The 22057-nt window shown below is 67.0% G+C and carries 20 protein-coding genes; 5 read left to right on the top strand and 15 right to left on the bottom strand.

The genetic code is table 11. The features are described from left to right. Window positions 1–21: 21 nt before the first annotated feature. The 7 genes from AC1DR6_RS22155 to AC1DR6_RS22185 form a co-directional block, all read right to left on the bottom strand. A complete protein-coding gene (locus tag AC1DR6_RS22155; protein ID WP_476831437.1) occupies window positions 22–894 on the bottom strand; it encodes an ABC transporter permease in 873 nt (290 codons plus the stop codon). A gap of 1 nt (window position 895) precedes the next feature. Then, a complete protein-coding gene (locus AC1DR6_RS22160) occupies window positions 896–1831 on the bottom strand; it encodes an ABC transporter permease (RefSeq protein ID WP_476831438.1) in 936 nt (311 codons plus the stop codon). Further along, entirely contained in the window at window positions 1831–2838 is a 1008-nt protein-coding gene (locus tag AC1DR6_RS22165; RefSeq protein WP_476831439.1) for an ABC transporter ATP-binding protein, read from the bottom strand. The genes AC1DR6_RS22160 and AC1DR6_RS22165 overlap by 1 nt, the downstream gene beginning before the upstream one ends. Beyond that, window positions 2835–3833, bottom strand: coding sequence for an ABC transporter ATP-binding protein (locus AC1DR6_RS22170; RefSeq protein ID WP_476831440.1), 999 nt, complete (start codon window positions 3831–3833; stop codon window positions 2835–2837). Before AC1DR6_RS22170 ends, AC1DR6_RS22165 begins: the two co-directional genes overlap by 4 nt. 4 nt (window positions 3834–3837) lie before the next feature. Next, a complete protein-coding gene (locus tag AC1DR6_RS22175) occupies window positions 3838–3978 on the bottom strand; it encodes a hypothetical protein (protein WP_476831441.1) in 141 nt (46 codons plus the stop codon). Window positions 3979–4082: 104 nt separating this feature from the next. After that, window positions 4083–5723 (bottom strand): ABC transporter substrate-binding protein, encoded by a 1641-nt coding sequence (locus AC1DR6_RS22180; RefSeq protein ID WP_476831442.1) that lies wholly within the window; start codon window positions 5721–5723, stop codon window positions 4083–4085. A gap of 108 nt (window positions 5724–5831) precedes the next feature. After that, window positions 5832–6965: an NAD(P)/FAD-dependent oxidoreductase gene (locus tag AC1DR6_RS22185; RefSeq protein ID WP_476831443.1), complete on the bottom strand. Its 1134-nt coding sequence runs from the start codon at window positions 6963–6965 to the stop codon at window positions 5832–5834. 183 nt (window positions 6966–7148) lie between these two features. On the opposite strand from AC1DR6_RS22185, the gene AC1DR6_RS22190 reads away from it, so the two are divergent. From AC1DR6_RS22190 to AC1DR6_RS22205, 4 genes are read left to right on the top strand one after another with little or no spacing between them, the layout of a single operon-like run. Further along, window positions 7149–9218, top strand: a complete 2070-nt coding sequence (locus AC1DR6_RS22190) for a hydantoinase/oxoprolinase family protein (RefSeq protein WP_476831444.1) — start codon at window positions 7149–7151, stop codon at window positions 9216–9218. Between the two features lie 5 nt (window positions 9219–9223). Further along, entirely contained in the window at window positions 9224–11212 is a 1989-nt protein-coding gene (locus tag AC1DR6_RS22195; protein ID WP_476831445.1) for a hydantoinase B/oxoprolinase family protein, read from the top strand. Beyond that, entirely contained in the window at window positions 11209–11514 is a 306-nt protein-coding gene (locus tag AC1DR6_RS22200; RefSeq protein WP_476831446.1) for a (2Fe-2S)-binding protein, read from the top strand. The genes AC1DR6_RS22195 and AC1DR6_RS22200 overlap by 4 nt, the downstream gene beginning before the upstream one ends. Next, window positions 11511–12920 carry an FAD/NAD(P)-dependent oxidoreductase gene (locus AC1DR6_RS22205; protein ID WP_476831447.1) on the top strand — a complete coding sequence of 470 codons (1410 nt, stop codon included), beginning with the start codon at window positions 11511–11513 and terminating at the stop codon, window positions 12918–12920. Before AC1DR6_RS22200 ends, AC1DR6_RS22205 begins: the two co-directional genes overlap by 4 nt. Here AC1DR6_RS22205 and AC1DR6_RS22210 read toward each other — a convergent pair. From AC1DR6_RS22210 to AC1DR6_RS22235, 6 genes are all read right to left on the bottom strand, one after another. After that, window positions 12895–13797 (bottom strand): LysR family transcriptional regulator, encoded by a 903-nt coding sequence (locus AC1DR6_RS22210; protein ID WP_476831448.1) that lies wholly within the window; start codon window positions 13795–13797, stop codon window positions 12895–12897. The genes AC1DR6_RS22205 and AC1DR6_RS22210 overlap by 26 nt on opposite strands. A 60-nt stretch (window positions 13798–13857) precedes the next feature. Then, entirely contained in the window at window positions 13858–15174 is a 1317-nt protein-coding gene (locus tag AC1DR6_RS22215) for an NAD(P)/FAD-dependent oxidoreductase (RefSeq protein WP_476831449.1), read from the bottom strand. Window positions 15175–15185: 11 nt separating this feature from the next. Further along, entirely contained in the window at window positions 15186–15920 is a 735-nt protein-coding gene (locus AC1DR6_RS22220; RefSeq protein ID WP_476831450.1) for an amino acid ABC transporter ATP-binding protein, read from the bottom strand. Continuing rightward, complete coding sequence (locus AC1DR6_RS22225) at window positions 15917–16573, bottom strand: amino acid ABC transporter permease (protein WP_476831451.1); 657 nt, start codon at window positions 16571–16573, stop codon at window positions 15917–15919. Before AC1DR6_RS22225 ends, AC1DR6_RS22220 begins: the two co-directional genes overlap by 4 nt. A 21-nt stretch (window positions 16574–16594) precedes the next feature. Next, window positions 16595–17341 carry an ABC transporter substrate-binding protein gene (locus AC1DR6_RS22230; protein WP_476831452.1) on the bottom strand — a complete coding sequence of 249 codons (747 nt, stop codon included), beginning with the start codon at window positions 17339–17341 and terminating at the stop codon, window positions 16595–16597. Window positions 17342–17470: 129 nt separating this feature from the next. Further along, entirely contained in the window at window positions 17471–18796 is a 1326-nt protein-coding gene (locus tag AC1DR6_RS22235; RefSeq protein WP_476831453.1) for an NAD(P)/FAD-dependent oxidoreductase, read from the bottom strand. Window positions 18797–19049: 253 nt separating this feature from the next. On the opposite strand from AC1DR6_RS22235, the gene AC1DR6_RS22240 reads away from it, so the two are divergent. Next, the gene (locus AC1DR6_RS22240) at window positions 19050–19532 is read left to right on the top strand and encodes an Lrp/AsnC family transcriptional regulator (protein WP_476831454.1); all 483 of its coding nucleotides are present in this window, start codon (window positions 19050–19052) and stop codon (window positions 19530–19532) included. A gap of 7 nt (window positions 19533–19539) precedes the next feature. On the opposite strand, the gene AC1DR6_RS22245 is transcribed toward AC1DR6_RS22240, so the two are convergent. Both AC1DR6_RS22245 and AC1DR6_RS22250 read right to left on the bottom strand, forming a co-directional pair. Next, window positions 19540–21204 (bottom strand): ABC transporter ATP-binding protein, encoded by a 1665-nt coding sequence (locus AC1DR6_RS22245; protein WP_476831455.1) that lies wholly within the window; start codon window positions 21202–21204, stop codon window positions 19540–19542. Next, entirely contained in the window at window positions 21204–22055 is an 852-nt protein-coding gene (locus AC1DR6_RS22250) for an ABC transporter permease (RefSeq protein WP_476831456.1), read from the bottom strand. Before AC1DR6_RS22250 ends, AC1DR6_RS22245 begins: the two co-directional genes overlap by 1 nt. Window positions 22056–22057 lie beyond the last annotated feature (2 nt).

Genomic DNA, 22057 nt, shown 5'->3' on the forward strand with positions numbered 1-22057 from the left:
GCAGGTTAGCGCAAGCAAAGGTTAGCGCAAGGTGGGGTCGAGCTTGTCGCGCAGCCAGTCGCCGACGAGGCTGACGGCCAGCGTGGTCAGGACGATGGTGCAGGCCGGCGCCAGCATGATCCAGGGGGCGCGGGTAAGGTATTCGCGCCCATAGCCGACCATGTTGCCGAGCGAGGTCATCGGCGGCTGAACGCCCAGCCCCAGGAACGAGAGCCCGCTTTCGAGTAGGATCACTTCCGGGAAGGTCAGCGTCATCGAGACGATCAGCGTCGAGGCGATGTTGGGCAGGATGTGGCGCAGATAGACCCGCGCCGGCGAGGCGCCGATCTGGCGCACGGCCCCGGCGTAACCTTGCGCGCTGGCCGAGATGGCGAGGCCGCGCGCGATGCGGGCATAGCGCTCCCAGCCATAGAGCCCCATCAGGCCGATGAAGAGTGTCAGCCCGTTGCCGAAGAACGCTAGCACCGACAGCGCCAGGATCAGGAAGGGCATCGCGGCTTGGAAATCCGCCAGCATCAGCACGATCTGCTCGACCCAACCGCGGAAATGCGCCGCCAGAAACCCCACCGTCGTGCCCAGCACCGACGAGATCAGCGTCGCGCCGAAGGCGACGAGCAACGAGATGCGGACCGAGACGATCAGACGCGAGAGCACGTCGCGGCCGAGTTCGTCGGTCCCGAGCCAGTGCAGCGGGTGGAAGGGCGGCGCCAGGCGGTTGCGCAGGTCGTAGGACGTAAAGCGGTAGGGCTGGATCCAGTCGGCCGCGAGCGCGACGACCAGAATCAGCACCAGCCATGCCAGCGCGATCCAGACGAAAGCGGGGATGCCCGGCCGTGACGCGGGCTGTGCCGGGTTTCCAGCGACGACGACGGACGAGGCTGGCACATCTGCCATCTCAATGCGCTCCGGCCTTGGCGCCGCTGCGCAGACGCGGGTCGAGCACGCCGTAAAGCAGGTCGACGATCAGGTTCGAGGAGACCATGGTGACCGCGACCAGCAGCAGGATGCACTGAACAACCGCGAGGTCGCGATTCGCGACTGCGACGACAAGCAGTCGTCCGACGCCCGGCCATGAGAAGACACTCTCGACCACCACGGCACCGGCGATCAGACTGCCGACCATGAAGCCGACGATGGTCACGGTGGGGACCGCCGCGTTCGGCAAGGCGTGACCGCGCACGACACGCGCCCAGGGCACGCCTTTGGCACTGGCGGCGCGGATATAGGGCTGTCCCAGAACCTCGAGCATCGCCGAGCGGGTGAAACGCGCAAGGATCGCCGCGCCGCCGACGCCGAGCGTCACGACGGGCAGGATCGCGTGGCGCCAGCTCTCCTGGCCGCCCGAAGGCAGCCAGCCGAGCTGCACCGAGAACACCAGCACCAGCACCAGCCCGAGGACGAAACTCGGCACGGTGAAGCCCGCGACCGCCGTCACCATGACGACCCGGTCCATCAGGCTGTTGCGGTGGAGCGCCGCGTAGATGCCGGCGGGGATGCCTATGCCCAGTTTCAGCGCCAGCGCCGGCAGTGTCAGAGCCAGCGTTGCCGGAATTCGCTCCAGCACGAGTTGGAGTGCCGGCCGGCCGTCGCGCATCGACTGGCCGAGTTCGCCCTGACCGATCGCGGAGAAGTAGCGCAGATATTGCAGCCAGATTGGGTCGTCGAGCCCCCACGCCTTGCGGAAGGCGGCGATCGCTTCCGGCGGGGCATCGACGCTCATGATGATCAGCGCGGGGTCGCCCGAGAGCCGCAGCACGATGAAGGCGAAGGTGACGACGAGCGCGACCGTCAGCGCCGCCCGGCCCAGCCGGATCAGGAGGAAGCGCAGCATCAGCTCGCGGCTTTCAGGAAATGCGCCTGGTCGTGCGCGACATGACAGGCGGCGAGCCGGCCATCCGGCAGCGGGAGCAGTGCCGGCATCTCGACCTTGCAGCGCTCGCGTGCCGCATGGCAGCGCGGGTGAAAGGCGCAGCCGGAAGGCCGCGCTGCCGGGTTGGGCGGGTCGCCCTGCAGCACGATGCGCGGTCGCGCCCGGCGGCCCGGCACGGGCGAGGCGGAGACCAGGGCCTCGGTATAGGGATGGGCCGGGGCGTGAAGCAGCAGGTCGGCCTCGCCCTCCTCGACGATGCGGCCGAGATACATCACCGCGACGCGGTGGCTGACCTGCCTGACGACCTTGAGGTCGTGGCTGATGAAGAGCAGCCCCAGGCCCAGCTCCGCCTGGAGATCGACCAGTAGGTTGACGACCTGCGCCTGGATCGAGACATCGAGTGCCGAGACCGGCTCGTCGCAGACCAGCAGATCCGGCCCGGTGGCGAGTGCACGGGCGATGACGGCGCGCTGCCGCTGGCCGCCCGAAAGTTCATGAGGATAGCGGCCGCCCTGATCGGCGCGCAGCCCGACCGACTTCAGCAATGCGAGGGCTTGTTCGCTGCGCTCGTTTGGCACTCCGATCCCATGCACGTCGAGCGGCTCGCGGACCTGATCGAGGATCGGCAGGCGCCGGTCGAGCGCGCTGAGCGGGTCCTGATAGATCATCTGCATGCGCGAGCGCATCGCCCGCCACGCCGCCGTGCCGTCCTTCGGCATGGCCGAGCCCCTGAACAGCACGTCGCCGCGATCCGGTAATTCCAGCCCCAGAGCGAGCCGTCCCGTGGTGGATTTGCCCGAACCGGATTCGCCGACGACCCCGAGCGTGCGCCCTCGCTCCACGGTGAGCGACACGCTGTCGACCGCATGCACGGCCGTCGCACGCCCGAGCAGGCCCTGACGCATGGTATAGCTGCGGCTGACATCGCGCAGCGCGAGCAGGGTTTCCTGCGGCACAGGTCCGGTCATGCGAACACAGGCTCGCGCTGGGCCGGAAGTTCGGCCGGCGTCACGCGGATGCAGGCGGCGCGGCGCAGCAGTGCCTTGTCGGCCAGCGGTGGTGCACCCTCGTCGCAGGCAGAAACGGCGCGCGGGCAGCGCGGCGCGAAGGAACAGCCCGGCGGCAGATTCCAGGGCTCCGGCACATTGCCGTCGATCGGCGAAAGCCGGCGGCGCACGCCTTCGAGCGGCGGCAGCGCCTCGATCAGCCCTTGCGTGTACGGATGCAAAGGTCGCTCGAACAGCAGCTCGGCCGGCGCGGTCTCGATGATGCGGCCCGCATACATCACGCAGACGCGCTCGCAGGTTTGCGAAATCACGCCGAGATCGTGACTGATCAGCACCAGCGCCATCCCGGTCTCCTTCCGGATCCGCGTCAGCAGTTCGAGGATCTGCGCCTGGATCGTGGCGTCGAGCGCTGTGGTCGGCTCGTCGGCGACGAGCAGGTCGGGATTGCCCGCAAGCGCCATCGCGATCATCACGCGCTGGTTTTGCCCGCCCGAGAGTTCATGCGCGAAGGCGTCGAGCCGGCGGGCGGCATCGGGAATGCCCACGAGTTCGAAGAGCCGCTTCGCTTCGGCCCTGATCGCCGAACCCGATAGACCCCGATGCAGCGCCAGCGCCTCGCCGACCTGCTTGCCGAGCTTAAGCACGGGGTTGAGCGCGCTCGCCGGGTCCTGAAAAATCATGGCGATGCGTCCGCCGCGCACATCATCGAGGATCGGAGGCGCGGCGCCCAGTAACTCCTGGCCGCCAAGCCGGACGCTGCCTGTCACCTTGGCCTTCTTCGGCAACAAGCCGAGCGCGGCGAGCCAGGTCACCGACTTGCCGCAGCCAGATTCGCCGACGAGCCCGAGCGCCTCGCCAGGCGCCACCGTCAAATCGATGCCGTGCAGCGCGCGCACGCCGTCGAAGGAGACGGCGAGGTCCTTGATGGAGACGAGGGTTTCCGGTTTTGTGACCATGGCCTCAGACTATGTTGCCGGCGGCGATCTCGCGGCCCGCCATGCCCCTGATCGTCGGCAATTGGTTGGACGAACCGTCGGCGATGAACAGCGCCTTGCCGGTGGCGGGCAGAATGGCGCCGAGGCGGGTCATCGAAACGGACATTTTCGGTCTTTCTCGCTCCGAAAGGAGGCCCGGCCCTGTCACCGAGGCGGCGGCAGGGCCTAATGCGAAAAGCGCTGTGGGCGCCTGGCGGCTCTTCGGCAGGCTCAGCTGCGGCCGCCCCAGTTCTCGGCGCGGAAATCCATCGCGAAGGCGGGCGACGCCTTCCAGGGAAGCGCTTTCGGCTTGGCAGTGAAGGTCGCGTTCTGGTGGAGCACCGTGTAGGCGGGGTCTTCGCGCTCGGCGATTTCCAGCATGCGGCGGAAGACCTGCTTGCGCCGGGCCTGGTCCATCGAGGTTTCCAGCTCGACCGAGAGGCGGTTGAGCTCGTCGTTGGTCCATTCGCCGATCTGCTGCTGCTGCCCGTTAGGTCCGTGCTGGCTCACCATCGATGAGACCGGGTCGTTGAACGGCGCGGAGTTCGACCAGTCGCGGACCCCGCGGGTCGGTGTGCGCTCCAGCACCTGCTGCCAGTTTTCCTTGACCTGGATGTCGACGTTGAGCCCTGCCTCCTTCCACATCTCGACCAGCACCTGTGCCGTCGGCACCTGGTTGGTGTAGTAGTTGTTGAGCAGGCGATACGGGATCGGATCCCCCTTGTAGCCGGACTGCTTGACGAGATCCTTCGCCAGCTTGAGATCGAAGGTTGGCACCGACCAGTCCTCGACGAACATGTCGCCGTAATAGGGCCATTGCAGCCCCTTCGGCACGACCGTGCGCCCGGCCCAGAGCGAGTCGACGATCGCCTGCCGGTCGATCGCATGCGTCATCGCGCGGCGCACCAGCGGGTTCGCGAGCTGGGCGTGGTTCTTGTCGAACACGGTGAGGCGGTGGTTCAGGATCGTGCCGCCCTGAACCTCAAAAGCCTTGTTCTGCTCGATCTGCGAGATCTGGTCGGGCGGGATGTCGCATGCGAACTGATATTGGCCAGAGAGCAGGCCAGCGATGCGGGCGGCCGTCTCCGGCACCTCGACGAAGCGGATCGATTTCAGCGGCGGCCGGCCACCCCAATACTCGTCATGCGACTCGAGCAGCAGCGAGACGTCGGGGCGGTAGTCGGCGACGCGATAGGGACCGGTCGTGACGGGCTTAGTGGCCCAATCGGAATAGGTCTTGGCCTCGTCGAAGGCGCGCCGGTTCATGATCTCGCTGCCGTAGCGCGAGATGCGGCCCTCCATCGTGATGTCGGGCGTGCCGTTGACGAAGCGCACTGTGTACTTGTCGACGATCTCGATGCCGAGGAGCGAGGGCCAGTTGCGCCGGGCGACCGCGGGAACCTCGCCCGGCAGGTCCTTGGAGGCCCGGCCGCCGCCGATCGAGAAATCGGCCGCGATGGTCTTGCCGGCGTTCGGTTTGGTGTCGCCGAACATGCGCTCCTTGCCGAAGGAGAAGGCAACATCCTCGGCCGTCAGCTCGTCGCCGTTGTGGAACTTGACGCCGCGGCGCAGCTTCAGCTCCACCGTGCGATCGTCGATGCGCCGCCATTCGGTGGCTAGGCCCGGCATCGTTTCGAGCTGGCCGAGCCAGTTGCGGCCGATCAGCCCTTCCCAGAGCGAGGAGAAGAACACCCGCTCGCCGACATTGGACTGCTCGCGCAGGACATCGAGCGTGTTGGTGTTCGAGACCTTCTGCACGGCCACCGTGATCGAGGGCCGGTTGTCGGCCTGCGCGACCGCGAAACGTGGCAGGATGAGGGAGGTGGCACCGCCGGCAAGAGCCTGCCGACGCGTGATCGAAAACCCAGCCATGGAATGCCTCCGCCGCTTCGTGATGGCGGGGAGCGGTAGGACCGGCGGATGAAGCTCTTGTGACCGTTCGCCTGAGCTTCCGTGACATTCGTGGCGGCGATAGCCGGCTCAATTCTTTCGTTTTGAATCAGGTGCCTGGAAGCGGTCGATACGAAAATCGTTGAGCGGAATGTCGGTGTGGCCCGTGGCGATCAGCTCGGCCATGGTCTCGCCGACTCCGGGGCCGACCTGGAAGCCGGCGCCACTGAAGCCAAAGGCGTGAAACAGGCCAGGCGTCGTCATCGAGGGTCCCATGACGGGCAGCATATCCGGGAGATAGCCCTCGCAGCCGGACCAGGTCCTGATCACCGAGACGTTCGCCAGCGCCGGCAGCAGCCGCACCAACGCGCGCAACTGGTTCGGCAGCCGGGCCGGGTCGGCCTTGGCATGGCCGGGGTCGAGATCGACGGCGACACGCTCGGCCGCGCCGCCGAACACGATGTTGCCGCGCTCCACCTGCCGGAAATACCCGTCGGCGCCGTGCTGGCGGCTCCATATGCCGACCACGGGCAGGATGCGATGCGGAAGCGGTTCGGTCACGCCCATCTGCGGCCCGCGGGGCGTGAGCGGCACCGGCTCGCCGAAGCGGGCGGCGACGCGCGCCCCCCAGGCGCCCGCGGTGTTCAGCAGGCGCTCCGATTCGAAGACGCCTTTCGCGGTGGTGAGCCGAAAGCCGGCCGGCGTCGTCGCGATGTCCGTGACCTCGCCATCCTCGACGATGGTGGCCCCGAGCCGCCCGGCGGCATCGGCAAAGGCCGGCGCGATCAGCCTCGGATTGCCCGAGCCATCCTGCGGCGAGAAGGAAGCGGCGATGGCGCCCGGGCCGAGGCCCGGAAAGCGCGCCCGAATCTGGTTGGCGCCAAGCTCCTCCAGATCCAGCCCCCAGGGCTGCGCCGCCTGCGCATAGGCGCGCATGTCGGCGAGCGCATCTTCCTCGAAGATCAGGCGCAGGTGACCGGTGGCTCGAAATTCGACGTCCCGTCCGAGCATGCGCTCGGCCTCGCCCCAGATGGCGCGGGAGCGATGGGCCAGCGGCAGCTGCGTGAGATGGCGATTGGTGCGGCGGATGTTGCCGAAAGACGCGATCGTCGCGCCGGAGCCGACGCGGTGACGCTCGATCAGCGTGACCTTGAGCCCGCGTTTCGCCAGAAAATAGGTGGCGGCAGCCCCCATCAGGCCGCCGCCGAGCACGATCACATCCATATCCGCCCCTGGCCGCAAGGCGGCCCATCATTGGTCGGCTCAAGCTGACGTGGGTGGCGATGAAGGTCAAAGATGCGATGGCAGGAGGCCCATAAGCCCAGCCTATGGGTTTGCCCGGCATGTCTCTTGGACGATGGCATGGCGGCCATGCGAGCCTGCGTTCAGAACAGGAGAGACATCGACATGGCAGGGGCAGCAGCGCCGGGCGCGACCGCGGATTGGAAGATCGGCGTCGATATCGGCGGCACCTTCATCGATTTCTGCGCGCTGGAAACGAAGAGCGGCCGCGTCGCGTCGTTGAAGGTGCTGACCACGCCGGACGATCCCGGCGCCGAGCTGATGACGGGGCTGTCCCTGCTCGCCGAGCGCGAGGGGCTCGATCCGACCGCGGTGACCCGCTTCGTCCATGGCACGACGGTCGGCGTCAATACGATCATTCAGCGCAAGGGGGCCGTGCTGGCGCTGTTCACCAATGCCGGCTTCGAGGATGTCATCGAACTGGCGCGCCTGCGTATGCCGGAGGTGTATTCGCTGTTCTGCTCACGCCCCGAACAGTTGATCTCGCGCGATCGGGTCTTCGGCATTCCCGCGCGGATGCGCTCGGACGGACGCGAGACGGTGAAGCCCGATCTCGCGATCGTTGCCGAAGCCGTCGCTTCGGCCAAGGCGCGCGGCGCGGTCGGGATAGTCGTCGCCTTTCTCCATTCCTGGCGCGACAGCGCCCAGGAGGAGGTGGTCAAGGCCGAGATCGCTCGGCTTGCGCCGGAGCTTTTCGTGTTCACCTCGGCCGAGGTCTGGCCGGTCATCCGCGAATACGAGCGCACGACGACCGCGGTCCTTAACGCCTATGTCCACCCCCGCATCGCCGGCTATCTGACGGCGCTGGAAGAGCGGCTGGCCGGGCGCGGCGTACCGGCGCGCTGCCTGCTGACCAAGTCGAATGGCGGCGTGATGAACGCGACGGAAGGCAAGCGGGCCTGCGTCTCCATGCTGCTCTCGGGCACGGCCTCGGGTGTCATCGGCGCGGCCTGGTTTGCCCGGCAGGCCGGCGAGAAACGCGTGCTGACGCTGGACATCGGCGGCACATCCGCCGATTTCGCGCTCATTATCGATGGCGAGGCGCAATACGGCACCGGCGAGATGATCGGCGAGTTTCCGCTCTACATTCCGTCGGTCTCGGTCAGTTCGATCGGCATCGGCGGCGGCTCGATCGCCTCCGTCGACGGGCAGGGCGTGCTGCGCGTCGGGCCGGAATCGGCCGGCTCCACGCCTGGCCCGGCGTGCTACGGACGCGGCGGCGAACGGGCGACCGTCACCGACGCCATGGTGGTCTGCGGCTGGCTCGGCCACACCGAGATGGCCTATGGTCAGCTCCGGATGGACGCCGCACTGGCGCGAGCCGCCGTCGCCGATCTCGCCGAGACGCTCGGTCGGCCGGTGGAGGAGACGGCTCAGGCGATCCTCGACATCGCAGTCTCCGAAATGTTCGTCGAGGTCGAGAAACTGTCATCGCGCGCCGGCGTCGATCTCAGGGATTTCGTGCTGATGCCGTTTGGCGGCGGTGGGCCGATGCTCGGCGCCTTCCTGGCGCGTGAACTTGGCATGACACGGCTGATTGCGCCTCGGCGGCCGGGAGTCGTCTCGGCGCTGGGCGGGCTCGTCGCCGATCTGCGCGGCGACTTCGTGCGCACGCTTTTCGCGCATCTCTCGCCCGAGGTGCTGCCGCAACTCAGCGCGGCCTTCGCCGCGATGGTGCGGGACGGGCGGGCCTGGCTCGCGGCGCAGGGACACCACGGTCCCGCCGATCTCAAGCTGTCCGCCGACATGCGCTATATCGGCCAGAGCTACGAAATCGAGGTGCCGCTCCAGCCGGCCTGGCTCGAGAGCGGCAATACTGAGGCGATCGCGCGCGAGTTCCACGAGACGCATCGGCGCATCTATGATTTCGATGATCCCGATGGCCGGGTCGAGATCGTCAACCTGCGCCTTTCAGCTGTCGGCGCGGGACCGACTTTGAGCTTTCCCGCGCTGGACGAAGCCGAAGAGTGGGCAAGGCCCGAGCGCGAGATCGAGGTCCATACCGGCGGCGCCCATCGGGCCGTCGGGCTTTACAGCCGCGCCGACTTCCGGCCCGGGAGCCGTTTCGAAGGCCCCGCCGTCGTGGCGCAGGAGGACACCACCGTCGCGATCCCGGCCGGCGCCAGCGCACGGGTCGACCGCTATCTCAACCTTCACCTGACCTTCGCGGAGTGAGCCCCATGTTCGACCGGATGAAGCTTCAGGTCCTCGCCAACCACTCCCGCGCCGCGGCCGAGAACATGGCGCACACGCTGCAGCGCACGGCGCATTCCGCCTTCGTCAAGGAGACGGAGGATTTCACGGTGATGCTGATCAGCCGGCGCGGCGACACCTTCGCCGTGCCGATGGAGCTGGGCGCGACCTGGTATCCCGGCCTGTCCTGGGCACCCGCCATCGCCATGGTCGAGGACTACAAGCCGGGCGATGTCGCCTTCACCAACGACCCCTATGCCTGTTTCGTCGCCACCCATGCTCCCGACACCCACCTCTGGAAGCCGGTGTTCTACGAGGGTGAGATCGTCGCCTGGACGGGCGGGCACATCCACAACACCGACATGGGCGGCGCGGTGCCGGCCTCGCTGTCGCGGGCTCTGACCGAAATCCATCAGGAGGGCATTCGTTTCCCGCCGATGAAGCTGGTCAACGAAGGCGTCTTCGACGAGCAGATCCTGCGGATCATGACCACCAACGTCCGCAAGCCCGATCTCAACATCGGCGACATCAAGGCCCTGGTCGGCGCGCTCAATACCGGCGAGCGCAAGGTACTGGCGATGATCGAGAAATTCGGCAAGCAGGCGTTTCTCGACGGGGTCGATGCCCTGCTCGACCATGCCGAGGCGCAGGCCCGCGAGGTGCTGCGCGGCATGCCGGACGGTACCTGGGAATTCGCCGACTATGCCGACGAGGACTCGGTCGAGGCCAATCCCTGCCGGCTGAAACTGAAGCTGACCATCCGCGGCGACGAGGCCGTGCTGGATTTTACCGGCACCGATCCGCAGCTGGCCTCCTCGCTCAACGTGCCGACCGGCAGTAATCCGCGCCACACGCTCCTGCTCGTCGGCGTCTATTACGTGCTCTACACGCTGAACCCCAAGATCCTGCTCAATACCGGGCTGACCCGGCCGTTCACCTGCATTGTGCCGGAGGGCACCGTGCTGAACCCGGTATTCCCGGCAGCGGTGGGCATGCGTTCGCTGACCTGCGCCCGGTTGCGCTCGGTCATCTTCGGCGCCTTTTCGCAGGCGGTCCCGGAACGGTTGCCGGCCGCGCCTGCCGGAAACAACTGCATCCTCAACGTCATGACCACCGACGAGCGCACCAGCCGGACGGTGATCGCGGCCGTCAATCCGGTGGTCGGCGGCGGCGGCGGCATGCCCCATCGTGACGGCACCAACGGCTCGGGAGCCGATGCCGCCTATCTTCGGAACACGCCGATCGAGATCACCGAGACCGAAACGCCGGTCGAATTCGTCAAATACGGGTTGGCCAAGGACACCGGCGGCGCCGGGCGGTGGCGCGGCGGGCTCGCCACCGAGATGGCTTTCCGCGTTTTCGCTCCTGACAGCCGCATCACCGCACGCAATCGGGACCGCAGCTTTTTCCGGCCCTGGGGCGTGCTCGGCGGGCGCGCGGCGGGGCTTTCGGACATGGTCGTCAATCCGGGCCAGCCCAATGAGCGGCGCCTTGGAAATATCGATACCGCGGTGCTGCAGCCGGGCGACGTGCTGGAGATTCGTTCGGCAGGCGGCGGCGGACGCGGCCATCCCTATGATCGCGAGGCTTCACGCGTCGCGGCCGATGTCGCCGGCGGCTACGTTTCGGCCGAGGCTGCCGAGCGCGATTATGGCGTGGTCATTCGGGACGGTGCGGTCGACGAGGCGGAGACGCAGGCGCGGCGCGCTGACCGGGCGCCTGTCACCAGCCATTTCCATTTCGGGCCCGAGCGGGAGGGCTACGAGGCGCAATGGACCCTGGACGCTTATGACCGCCTGACAACGATCCTCGCGGGGTTGCCGATCCACTGGCGCTTCTTTGCCAAGACGGAAATCTTCCGCCGCATGAAGGGTCGGACGGGCGAGGCGGGTGTCGCTCAGGCTTTTGCGGAGGCGCGCATTCGCTTTCCGGAAATGCCGGCAGGCGGCGCGGCGCTTGCACGGGCCGCCGAGTGAGCGCCTCGGCAGGGCGGCTGGTGCGGCTGGCGGAGACGGACCGGCCGGTGGTCCGTTTCCGGCTCGATGGGACCGAGCGGGAAGCGCTTGCTGGCGATACCGTGCTGAGCGCCATTTTATCGGTGGCGCCTGACTTGCGGCATTCCGAGTTCGGGCTGGAAAGCCGGGCCGGCTTCTGCCTCATGGGGGCGTGCCAGGACTGCTGGGTCTGGCAGGAGGCCGGTCCACGTATCCGCGCCTGCTCGACGCCGCTCCTTGAGGGTATGCGGCTCTTGACCGACGCGCCGGGAGAATGGCCGTGACAGCGAACGCGCCAGCGCGCATCGTCATCGTCGGGGCAGGAGCGGCCGGCATCCGGGCGGCGGAAACGCTGGTCGCCGCCGGCCTTTCGCCGGTCGTCGTGGACGAGGGAGACCGCGCCGGCGGGCAGATCTATCGTCGGCCACCGCAAGGCTTCACGCGACAGCCCGATGTGCTCTACGGCTCGGAGGCGGCAAAGGCCGTCGCGCTTCACAGCCTGTTCGACGGCATGGTCGCCACCGCCCGGCTTGTCCATCACCCCCGCAGCTCGGTCGCCTCGCTCACTGATGGGCGCCTGCAGGTGATCGGGCCGGATGGTGCCCACTGGATCGCCTACGACCGCCTGATCCTTGCGACCGGGGCGATGGACCGCATCATGCCGGTGCTCGGCTGGGAGAATGCGGGCGTCTACGGGCTCGGCGCGATGCAGATCGCCTTGAAGGCCCAAGGTGCCGCACTGGGCCGTGGGATCGTGCTCGCCGGCTCCGGCCCGCTGCTTACCTTGCTGGCGGTGCAACTGCTTAAGGCGGGCGGAAACGTCGTGGCTGTGCTCGATACCACGCCGATGCGGCGGCAACTTGCCGGATTTGCCGGGCTCGCAGCGCGGCCGTTCTTCGCCCTGCGAGGTCTGGCGATGCGGGCCCGTCTCGGCCGGCTTTATCAGGCCGGCGTTCGGCTCGACCGTATCGAGGTTGATGAGAGGGGACCGGTAGCCGTCTGCTGGCGCGATGCGGATGGCAACGAACGCCAGACCGCCTGCGATGCGGTCGGCCTCGGCTGGCATCTGCGCTCCGAGACGCGGCTTGCCGATCTCGCCGGCTGCGGCTTCGGCTATGACGAGATCTGGCATCAGTGGCTCCCGACCGCCGACGAGATGGGGCGGGCCGGGCCCGGCGTCTATCTCGCCGGCGATGGCGTGCGCATCCTCGGCGCTGACGGAGCAGAGGTCGCGGGCCGCCTTGCCGCCATCGCCTGTCTGCAGGATCTTGGGTTACGGGCGCCCGATCCCATGCCCGATCTGCGCCGCCTGCGGCGGTCCGCACGCTTCGCGCGCGGCATCGCGCAATCCTTCCCATGGCCAGCGGAGACCGCCCGCGAATTGCCCGACCGAGCGGTCATCTGTCGCTGCGAGGGCATCACGGCCGGCGCGTTGCGCGAAAGCGTCGATCTCGGCGGTGGAGAGGTCAATCGGGCGAAATCGCTCGGTCGCGTCGGCATGGGGCGCTGCCAAGGGCGCTATTGCGAGCTGGCGGCGACCGAGATCGTCGCGGCCCATGCACGGCTCGATAGCGCCCGCGACGCCGGCAGACTGCGCGGGCAGGCTCCGGTCAGGCCGGCGCCCATTGGCGCCTTGATCGCGGAGGCGCGAGAGGACAGCCGGGTCAATCCCGGTCCGATATCCGGCTGAGGCCCCGGCTCGCGACCCGCAGGCAGTCGCGCATCCATTCATGGCTGGCCGAAAGCGGCCTGTCCTTGCTGGTGACGATGGCGATCGGCACTTCGATCCGGGGCGTGAACGGGCGGGTCACGATGCCGTTGAACTGCTGCCAGGGCGAAAGCCCGTCGACGACGGCGAGGCCCAGGCCATCGCGTACGAAGGGCAGGGCGGTGATCGACAGGTCAATCTCGATCGCCGGGGAATAAACCAGATTTGCGCTCTCGGCCGCCACCGCCAACAGCCGCCCCTGCAGCGTGTCGGCGCGATAGGAGATCAGCGGTTCGCCGCCGATATCGGCGAAGCCGATCCGGTCGAGCGCGGCAAGGCGATGGCCTGTAGGCAATACGCAGACCAGATCGGCATGACCGACCGTCTCGACGGCAAGGCCTCTCTGAGGCAGGTCGTTCATGGTGATGCCGAGCGAAACCTCGCCCTTGCGCACCATGTCGATGATGACGCTCTGCGAGGCGATCAGCGAGCGCACGACGATGTCGGGATGCGCCTCCCTGAAGGCGACCATGGCACGGGGCACGATCGACATGGAGGGCGGTGAAGAGGCCGCGAGCCTGACGAGGCCGGTGCGCCCATGCCGCATGTCGACGGTGCGTCGCCGCAGCGCGTCGAGCTCCCCGAAGATCGGCTCGGCCTGGGCGAAGAGCTCCTCTGCCTCCTGCGTCGGCACCAGCCGACCGCGCACCCGGTCGAACAGCTTGAAGCCGAGCTGGTCCTCGGTGTGGAGCAGGATCTGGCTCAGCGCCGGCTGCGAGATGTTCAGCATCGCGGCGGCGGCCGTGACGGTGCCGCTGCGCATCAACGTGCAGAAGACTTCGAGTTGGCGAGCCCGCATCGGTCATTCCAGCGTCGGAGCGGCAGGCATCTGCGCCCGCCGCCCGGAAGTCCAGCCCGCCTATCGCTGGTCCCAGCGGTCGAGCATGCCGTAGAAGGCAACGGCGAAGGGCAGGAACCAGGGCTTGCCGCCGCGATAGAACGCACGCGAGGGGAATGGCAGGTCGGCGTAGACGCTGCCGCCGTCCGCCTGCCCGAGCATCTGCTGCGCGACCTTGTGGCCGAGCCAGCTGGAGCGCGCGACGCCGGTGCCGCTGTAGCCGCAGGCATAGAACATGCCCTCGGTCTGCCCGACATGGGGGAACTTGTCGAAGGTGAAGCCGAGCGTGCCGTGCCAGTAATGGCTCACCTTGCGGCTCTCCAGCTCCGGGAAGACCCGAAGCATGAGCCCGCGCAGATAGGCCGCATTGGCGCGCGAGACCGTCTCGTCGGGCTTGGTGTTCAGGACCCGACCGCCGAAGACAACGCGCGTTCCGTCCGGCGACGGCCGGTAATAGGTCACCACGCGCTGGCTGCCAGCGAGCATCCGGCGCTTCGGCATCAGCCGGTCCATGACCTCGGCGGGGAGGGGCTCGGTGGCGATGATGCCGCTTGCGACCGGCATGATCCGCCGCTCGAGATAGGGCGAGAGCGAGCCGGTATAGCCGTTCGTGGCCAGGAGCACCTGCTTGGCGGAAACTTTACGGCCGCGGACGGAAAAGCCGAACCCGCCGGCCTGGGCCTTGAGGTCGGAGACGCGCGCCCGGCTGAAGATGGTCGCGCCCGCCCGCTCGGCCGCCTTGGCGAGGCCTTGCACATACTTCGCGGGATGGATGCCGCAATAGCCGGGCATGGCGATGCCGCCATGGTAGAGCTCGGTGCCGACCTCTCCCTGCTGCTCGGCACGAGGAACGAGATACGCATCGCAAGGCATGACGGCCTTGATCCTGTCGATATAGCGGCCGAGCCCATCATAGATGCGCGGTGTCATGGCACCGCGGAAATACCCGACCTCCTTGAGGTCGCAGTCGATCTGCTCGCGCGCGACGATGTCCTTCACATGCTGGAGCGATTGGAAGCTCTCCTCGATGATCGCCCTGGCCTTCTCCGGCCCGTGCGCCATCCCCCCGTCGAAGAAGGCCCAGCCGGGTCCGAGCAGCCCGCCATTGCGCGAGGACGCGCCCCAGCCGGGGGCCTCTGCCTCGAACACCGCGACCTGCTTTCCGGCCTTCGCCAGGGTCAGAGCCGCATTGAGGCCGGTGAAGCCGCCGCCGATGATGGCGACTTCGACCCGCGCCGGGAGGTCGGCTTCCGCCACCGGGACGGGCTTTGCGGCTTCCCACCAATAGGGCGTGTCGACAGCGTCGGCTGTGAAGAAGGAACCGGTCAGGCGGGCCATCTGCGATACTCTCAGGAGGGCAGGATGCGGCGCAGGAAATCCTGCGTGCGAGGGTTCTGGGGCCGGCCGAGCACCTCGTCCGGGGGGCCCTGTTCGACCAGCACGCCGCCGTCGAGGAAGAGGACGCGGTCGGCGACTTCACGCGCGAAGCCCATCTCGTGGGTGACCACGATCATGGTCATGCCCTCGTCGGCCAGCGAGCGCATCACCGCGAGCACCTCACCGACCAGCTCCGGGTCGAGCGCCGAGGTTGGCTCGTCGAACAGGATGGCGTCCGGCCGCATGCCGAGCGCGCGGGCGATCGCCACGCGCTGCTGCTGCCCGCCGGAAAGCTGCGCCGGATAGGAGTCCATCTTGGCGCCGAGCCCGACCCGTTCCAGCAATTGCCGCGCCTGGGCCAGGGCTTGCGCGCGTGGCTCCTTCTTCACGAAGATCGGGCCTTCGGCGACGTTCTCTAGCGCCGTGCGGTGCGGGAAGAGGTTGAAGCGCTGGAACACCATGGCGACCCGCGTACGCATCTGCCGGATATTGCCGGCCTTGGTGTCGACCCGGTCGCCATGGACGGTGATCTCGCCGCCCTGATAGGTCTCCAGCCCATTGATGCAACGCAGCAGCGTCGATTTGCCGGAGCCGGACGGCCCGATGATGCAGACGACCTCGCCTTTCTCGACGGAGAAGGAGACGTCGTGGATGACTTCGAGAGGTCCGAAGGATTTTCTGATGTTGCGCAGTGCGACGATGCTCATCGACCGGCTCCCAGACGGCGTTCTAGCCAGGCGTTGAACGCCGTCAGCGGCAAGCTCATGGCGAGATAGATCAGGGCGACCATCGTGAAGATCGCGGTGTTCTCGAAGGTCGAGGACGCCAGCAGCTTGCCTTGCAGCGAGAGCTCCGCGACCGTGATGGTCGAGGCCAGCGAGGAATCCTTCAGCAGCATCACCATCGTGCTGCCATAGGGAGGCAGCGCCACGCGGATCGCCTGCGGCAGGATCACGCGACGCATCGTCAGGCCCCAGCCCATGCCGATGGAGAGCGCGGCCTCGGTCTGGCCGCGATCGATGGCCTCGATGCCGGCCCGGAAAACCTCCGCCATATAGGGCGAATAGGCGATACCGAGCCCGATGATCGCGGCTTGCATTGCCGTCAGCGAGAGGCCGAGATCGGGCAGCACGAAATAGATGTAGAACAGCGTGACGAGGCCGGGGATGCCGCGGACGATGACGATGATCGTGCGCGCCGTCCAGGCGAGCGGCGCGATGCCGCTCACCCGCATGAAGGCCCAGAGCAGGCCGAGCGCCGTCGCAAGCACGAAGGCGCCAAGCGTGACCAGGATGGTGAGGTAGACGCCCTGCATCAAGATTGGCAGGTAAAGCGGCACCTGGCTCAGGAAATGGCTCATGACGAGATCAGGAAAGCTCGCTCAGAGACCCCATTTCTTCAGGATCGCGTCGAGCCGGCCGTCTTTTTTCATGCTCGCCAGACCGGCATTGATCTTGCCCAGCAGCTCGGTGTTGCCCTGCTTGACCGCGATGTTGATCGGCCCCGGCACCGAGGGCTTGTAGGACTTCACCAGCCGCAGCTGCGGAAAGCGGCCCTGCGCGAGGTTGTAGGCGAGGATCGGATAGTCGCCGATGCCGGCATCAAGGCGCCCGTTGGACACGTCGCGGAGGATGTCGGGCAGGCTGTCATAGGCGCTGACCTCGGCCGGCGCGCCGGACGCCTTGAGCGCGTCGATATAGCGGGTGCCGATCTGGCCACCGACCTTCTTGCCCTTGAGGTCGTCGAAGCCGACGTAGTCCTTCTCGTCCTTGGCCGACACGACCAAGCCCTCGCCATAGGAATAGACGTCCTGGCTGAAGTCGACGACCTTGGCGCGCTCGGGCGAGCCGTACATGGCAGCCGAAATGATATCGATCTTGCCGGAGGTCAGCGCGGCGATCAGCGTCGAAAACTGCAGCGCCTGGATCTCAATTTTGAAGCCTTGCTCCTTGCCGATCTCCCCGATGATGTCCACCATCATTCCTTCGACGGTGTTGGTCTTGGCGTCGAGGAAGGTGAAGGGCGTGCCCGTCGGCGTCGAACCGACCTTGTAGACCGTCTGCGCCTGCGCCGTCGCGCTCGCTCCCAGCATCGCGAGCGCTGCGACCGCCGTCCTGAAACCGATCATTGCCCAATCCCCTTTTTTGAAAAACATGTTGCTGATCCCCCGATCTGGCAGTGCAGCATCGTCATGGCCGCGGTGAACGACAAGACGAATTTATGACGAGCCCATAAGCCTGGCTTATGGGCGCCGGCATCAGAATTCGGCCACCCTGCCAGCGGCCGACGCTTCGAGGCGCTGGGGCCTGTAGGGCACCGGATCGACGATCGGCTTTGCATCGGTGATGAGGTCGGCGATCATATGCCCGGCGCCGGGGCCGATGCCGAAGCCGTGCCCGCTGAAACCGGCCGCCAGGATGAAGCCGGGCAGGCCGGTCACCTCGCCGATGGCCGGCACACCGTCCGGCGTCGAGTCGATATAGCCGGCCCAACGCGCCTGAACCGCCACGTTTCGCAAGGACGGCAGGAGCTTTTGCGCTCTGGCGTGGGTTTCGGCGATCTGCTTCGGATCGGGCGTCGGATCGAGGATGCGGTTGGCTTCCATCGGCGTCGGCTCGTCGAGGCGCCAGCGCTTCAGGGTCTCGTGACCGGCCTTCCACGCCTGCAAACCGCCGAGCGAGAGGCTGCGCCAGCGCCGCTGGAACATCGGCACGAACTGCCGGGAATAGCGCAGCTGCTGCGGCGTCGGGTCGACACGCGCGCCGCCGCTGATCGCCAGCGTATAGCCGCCGTCGCCCCGGCGCGTCACCGAAACCTCGGTCGTATGGAGCGCGTCGGGCAAGCCTTCCACACCGGGTGCCAGCGACAAGATCGACGAGCGTACCGAGGATTGGGGAAAGCGGATGCCATATTGGTTGAGGAAGGAAGAGGCCCAGGCGCCGCCGGAGTGAACCACCGTCCCGGTTCGGATCGAGCCCTTCTCGGTAATGACGCCGCTGACCCGGCCGCCTTGCGTTTCCAGCCCGCGCGCGGCGCAAAACTGGTGCACGGTGCCGCCGGCCTTGATGATGCCTTTGGCGATGACGGGGGCGGCGCGCGAGGGGTCGGCGGTGCCGTCGCTGGGCGAGAACACGCCTCCCTTCCAGCGCTTGCCGGTGGCAGTGCCGCGTGCCGAGGCTTCGTCCGGCGAGAGCATATGCGTCGTCACGCCCTGGCCGATCGCGAAATCGCGCCATTTGGCCCAGCCCGCGATCTGCGCCTCGTCATCGCTGAGATACAGCAGCCCGCAACGCCTGAAACCGACATCCTCGCCGATTTCGGCGGCGAAACGGTCCCACAAGGTCAAGCTCTCCGTCGCCATCGGGAGTTCGCGCGCGTCGCGGTTCTGCTGGCGGCACCAGCCCCAGTTCCGGCTCGACTGCTCGGCTCCGATACGCCCCTTCTCCACGAGCGCCACCTTCACTCCGCGCTGCGCGAGATAATAGGCGGTGCAGACGCCGACGATCCCGCCGCCGATCACGACGACGTCGGCGCTTTCGGGCAGAACCGGGCTGGTTTCGATCTGTAAGAGCGGCGCCGGCATCATGGTCTCCTTGACGATGCAGGAGATTAGCGGCACCCGCCTCGACGCATGTACCGCAAATCGGCGGCTGGCGGCATTTCATGTCGAAGGCAGCGCAAAATTCCGTCACGTTCTTCGTCGGAGCGCGTATAAAGAAGGGCCATGGCGACGGCATCATATGCCGTGCGATTGCGGTCCATGCCCGCTTCCGGCACGATCTTCGCATCGGCATGGGACTGCCGAGGATGGCACGACCGACCCCGTAGAGGCGCCCATGAAGCTCGACCAGATCGACATCAAGATCCTCTACGAGCTGCAGAAGAACGGCCGGATCACCAATGTCGAGCTGGCCGACCTGGTGAACCTGTCGCCGAGTCCATGCCTGATGCGGGTCAAGAAGCTGCAGCAGGAAGGCTACATCACCGGCTATTCGGCGCGCATCAATATCGGCAAGCTTGGCCAGACATTGACGGTCTTCACCGAGGTCACGCTGAAGAACCACCGGCAGGTCGATTTCGCCCGCTTCCTGGCGGCGGTCGAGAAGCTCGACCAAGTGGTCGAGTGTCATCTCGTCTCGGGCGGCTACGATTATCTGGTCAAGTTCGTGGCCAGCGGCATCATCGAGTACCAGACGCTGATGGAGCGGCTGATCGATCTCGATATCGGCATCGACAAGTATTTCAGCTTCGTCGTGCTCAAATCCCCGATCGTCAAACCGCACATGCCGTTGACGAGCCTGTTTCCGGCAACGGCCTGACGCGCCTTCAGCGCTTCGCGAAGGCCGCGACCAGCTCCGGGTCGCGTTCCAGCTTGTCCAGCCATGTCGGGTCGAGTTTCGGGACGGAGGACATCAGCAGGCGCGAATAGGGGTGGCCGGCGGCGCTGCCAACCTTGTCGGCGGGCAATTGCTCGACCTTGACGCCTTGATACATCACCGCGACCTCGTCGCAGATCGCCTGCACCGTCGTCAGGTCATGACTGATGAAGACGTAGGAAAGGCCGAGTTCGCGCTGGAGCTCCTTCAGCAACTCGATGATCGCGGCGGCGACGACCGTGTCGAGCGCCGAGGTGATCTCGTCGCAAAGGATGAGCTCGGGATCGGCGGCCAGTGCGCGGGCCAGGTTGATGCGCTGTTTTTGCCCGCCCGAGAGTTCCGCCGGCAGCCTGTGCTTCAACGCGCGGGGCAGGTGAACGAGGTCCAGCAGCCTGTCGATGCGCGCCTCGCGCGCCTGGCCGCGCAGGTCGTGGTAGAACGCCAGCGGCCGCCCGAGGGTGTCCTCAATCGACTGTGCCGGATTGAGCGCGGTGTCGGCCGACTGGAAGACGATCTGAAGTTTGCGGAGATCGTCGCGCGAGCGCCTGGCGGCCAGTGGCGCCATCGGGTGCCCGTCGAACAGGATCGAGCCGGAGGAGGGCGCGATAATGCCGGCGATGGTGCGTGCCAGGGTGGACTTGCCGCAGCCGGATTCGCCGATGATGCCGAGATTACGACCGCGCTCCAGCGTGAAGCTGACCGCGTCGACGGCGAGCATCAGCGGCTTGCCGTCCTTGCCCTTGCCATAGCCGGCGCTGACGGCGTCGAGCTGGAGCACGGGCACGGGCGGGGTCGTTGCTGCTGCGGCAGGTTCGGCAGGCGAACGAAGCTTTGGCGTGAACGCCGCCAGCAGCTCGCGCGTGTAGGGGTGTTGCGGCGCGGACAGGATCTGCTCGGTCGTGCCGACTTCCTGGATCTCGCCGCTCTTCAGCACGACAATGCGATCGGCGATCTGGGCGACGACGGCGAGGTCGTGCGAGACGTAGACGCCGGCCATCCGGCTCTGCCGCATCACCGATTTGAAGGCCCGCAGAACCTCGATCTGGGTGGTGACGTCGAGCGCGGTGGTCGGCTCGTCGAAGACCACGACCTTGGGGTCGGCGATCAGCGCCATGGCGGCCGAAAGGCGCTGGAGCTGCCCGCCTGAGACCTGGTGCGGATAGCGCGCGCCGATCGTCTCGGGCGAGGGCAGGGACAGCGCCTTGAACAGCTCGATCGCCTTGGCCTGTGCCTCCGCGCGCGGCATCGTGCCATGGATGCGGGTGATCTCGATCACCTGATCCATGATGCGCTGCGCCGGGTTGAACGCGGCAGCCGCGCTCTGCGGCACATACGAGACCACGCGGCCGCGCACCTTGGCGCGCTCGGCTTCCGAGAGCTTCGTTACGTCGTGTCCGTCGATGGCGACGCTTCCGCCGGCGATCCGGCAGCCGGGACGCGTATATCCCAGCAGCGTCAGCGCGATCGTCGTCTTGCCCGAGCCGCTCTCGCCGATCAGCGCGACGATCTCGCCTTGCGCGATGTCGATGTCGACACCCTTGATGATCGCGACGCGCCGGCCCGCATCGGTGGTGGCCTCGACCTCGAGGCCACGGATTTCGACGAGGTGCTTCATCAGGCGCTCCGGTCGCGGATCTTCCGCGGCAGGTTGTCGATCAGCATGTTGACCGCGATCGTCAGGCTGGCGATGGCAAAGGACGGCGCCATCACGGCCGGCGCGCCGAAAGGCAGGCCGCCGATGTTCTCGCGCACCAGCGCGCCCCAGTCGGCCTCCGGTGGCTGCACACCGAGGCCCAGGAACGACAGGCCTGACAGCAGCAACACGATGAAGACAAAGCGCAGACCGACGTCGGCCAGCACGGGGCCGATGATGTTCGGCAGGATTTCCTTCCGGATCAGATAGCTCAGCTTCTCGCCCCTCAGCCGCGCCACGATGACAAACTCGGTGGTGTTGACGTTAACGGCAAGCGCACGAGCGAAGCGGTAGGAACCCGGCGTGTAGATCACGCTGAGCGCGATCAGCAATGCCGGTATCGATGAGCCGATGCCGGCCACGATCAGGAGGCTGAACAGCTTGCTAGGGATCGAGCTCAAGGCGTCGAGAAAGCGGCTCAAGGCCGCGTCGAACCAGCCTCCGGTGACCGCTGCGGCCATGCCGAGCGCCACGCCCATGGTGCAGGCGATCAAGGTCGCTGCGAGCGAGATGCCGACGGTGTAGCGCGCTCCGAACAGGATGCGCGAGAGCATGTCGCGACCGAGATAGTCTGTGCCGAGCGGAAATTCGCGGCTGAGCGGACCGAAATAGTCGAGGTCGACGATGTCGCCGACGCTGTGGGGCGTGATGTAGGGCGCCAGGATCGCGATGACCGCCCATGTCAGCACGACGGCGAGGCTGATCCAGCCGACGAGGTTGAACCGGTAACCCGGCAGCAGCGTCTTCTTCAAGGTGGGGGCGTCGGTTGCCATGA

Source organism: Allobosea sp. P5_A5, assembly GCF_056400625.1.

What these genes read in the sequence shown, in the direction of transcription:
- AC1DR6_RS22250 (WP_476831456.1), bottom strand. Translation starts at nt 22,055, where the DNA reads ATGGCAACCGACGCCCCCACCTTGAAGAAGACGCTGCTGCCGGGTTAC.
- AC1DR6_RS22220 (WP_476831450.1), bottom strand. Translation starts at nt 15,920, where the DNA reads ATGAGCATCGTCGCACTGCGCAACATCAGAAAATCCTTCGGACCTCTC.
- AC1DR6_RS22245 (WP_476831455.1), bottom strand. Translation starts at nt 21,204, where the DNA reads ATGAAGCACCTCGTCGAAATCCGTGGCCTCGAGGTCGAGGCCACCACC.
- AC1DR6_RS22225 (WP_476831451.1), bottom strand. Translation starts at nt 16,573, where the DNA reads ATGAGCCATTTCCTGAGCCAGGTGCCGCTTTACCTGCCAATCTTGATG.
- AC1DR6_RS22195 (WP_476831445.1), top strand. Translation starts at nt 9,224, where the DNA reads ATGTTCGACCGGATGAAGCTTCAGGTCCTCGCCAACCACTCCCGCGCC.
- AC1DR6_RS22165 (WP_476831439.1), bottom strand. Translation starts at nt 2,838, where the DNA reads ATGACCGGACCTGTGCCGCAGGAAACCCTGCTCGCGCTGCGCGATGTC.
- AC1DR6_RS22160 (WP_476831438.1), bottom strand. Translation starts at nt 1,831, where the DNA reads ATGCTGCGCTTCCTCCTGATCCGGCTGGGCCGGGCGGCGCTGACGGTC.
- AC1DR6_RS22240 (WP_476831454.1), top strand. Translation starts at nt 19,050, where the DNA reads ATGAAGCTCGACCAGATCGACATCAAGATCCTCTACGAGCTGCAGAAG.
- AC1DR6_RS22215 (WP_476831449.1), bottom strand. Translation starts at nt 15,174, where the DNA reads ATGGCCCGCCTGACCGGTTCCTTCTTCACAGCCGACGCTGTCGACACG.
- AC1DR6_RS22230 (WP_476831452.1), bottom strand. Translation starts at nt 17,341, where the DNA reads ATGATCGGTTTCAGGACGGCGGTCGCAGCGCTCGCGATGCTGGGAGCG.
- AC1DR6_RS22185 (WP_476831443.1), bottom strand. Translation starts at nt 6,965, where the DNA reads ATGGATGTGATCGTGCTCGGCGGCGGCCTGATGGGGGCTGCCGCCACC.
- AC1DR6_RS22235 (WP_476831453.1), bottom strand. Translation starts at nt 18,796, where the DNA reads ATGCCGGCGCCGCTCTTACAGATCGAAACCAGCCCGGTTCTGCCCGAA.
- AC1DR6_RS22175 (WP_476831441.1), bottom strand. Translation starts at nt 3,978, where the DNA reads ATGTCCGTTTCGATGACCCGCCTCGGCGCCATTCTGCCCGCCACCGGC.
- AC1DR6_RS22210 (WP_476831448.1), bottom strand. Translation starts at nt 13,797, where the DNA reads ATGCGGGCTCGCCAACTCGAAGTCTTCTGCACGTTGATGCGCAGCGGC.
- AC1DR6_RS22155 (WP_476831437.1), bottom strand. Translation starts at nt 894, where the DNA reads ATGGCAGATGTGCCAGCCTCGTCCGTCGTCGTCGCTGGAAACCCGGCA.
- AC1DR6_RS22180 (WP_476831442.1), bottom strand. Translation starts at nt 5,723, where the DNA reads ATGGCTGGGTTTTCGATCACGCGTCGGCAGGCTCTTGCCGGCGGTGCC.
- AC1DR6_RS22170 (WP_476831440.1), bottom strand. Translation starts at nt 3,833, where the DNA reads ATGGTCACAAAACCGGAAACCCTCGTCTCCATCAAGGACCTCGCCGTC.
- AC1DR6_RS22190 (WP_476831444.1), top strand. Translation starts at nt 7,149, where the DNA reads ATGGCAGGGGCAGCAGCGCCGGGCGCGACCGCGGATTGGAAGATCGGC.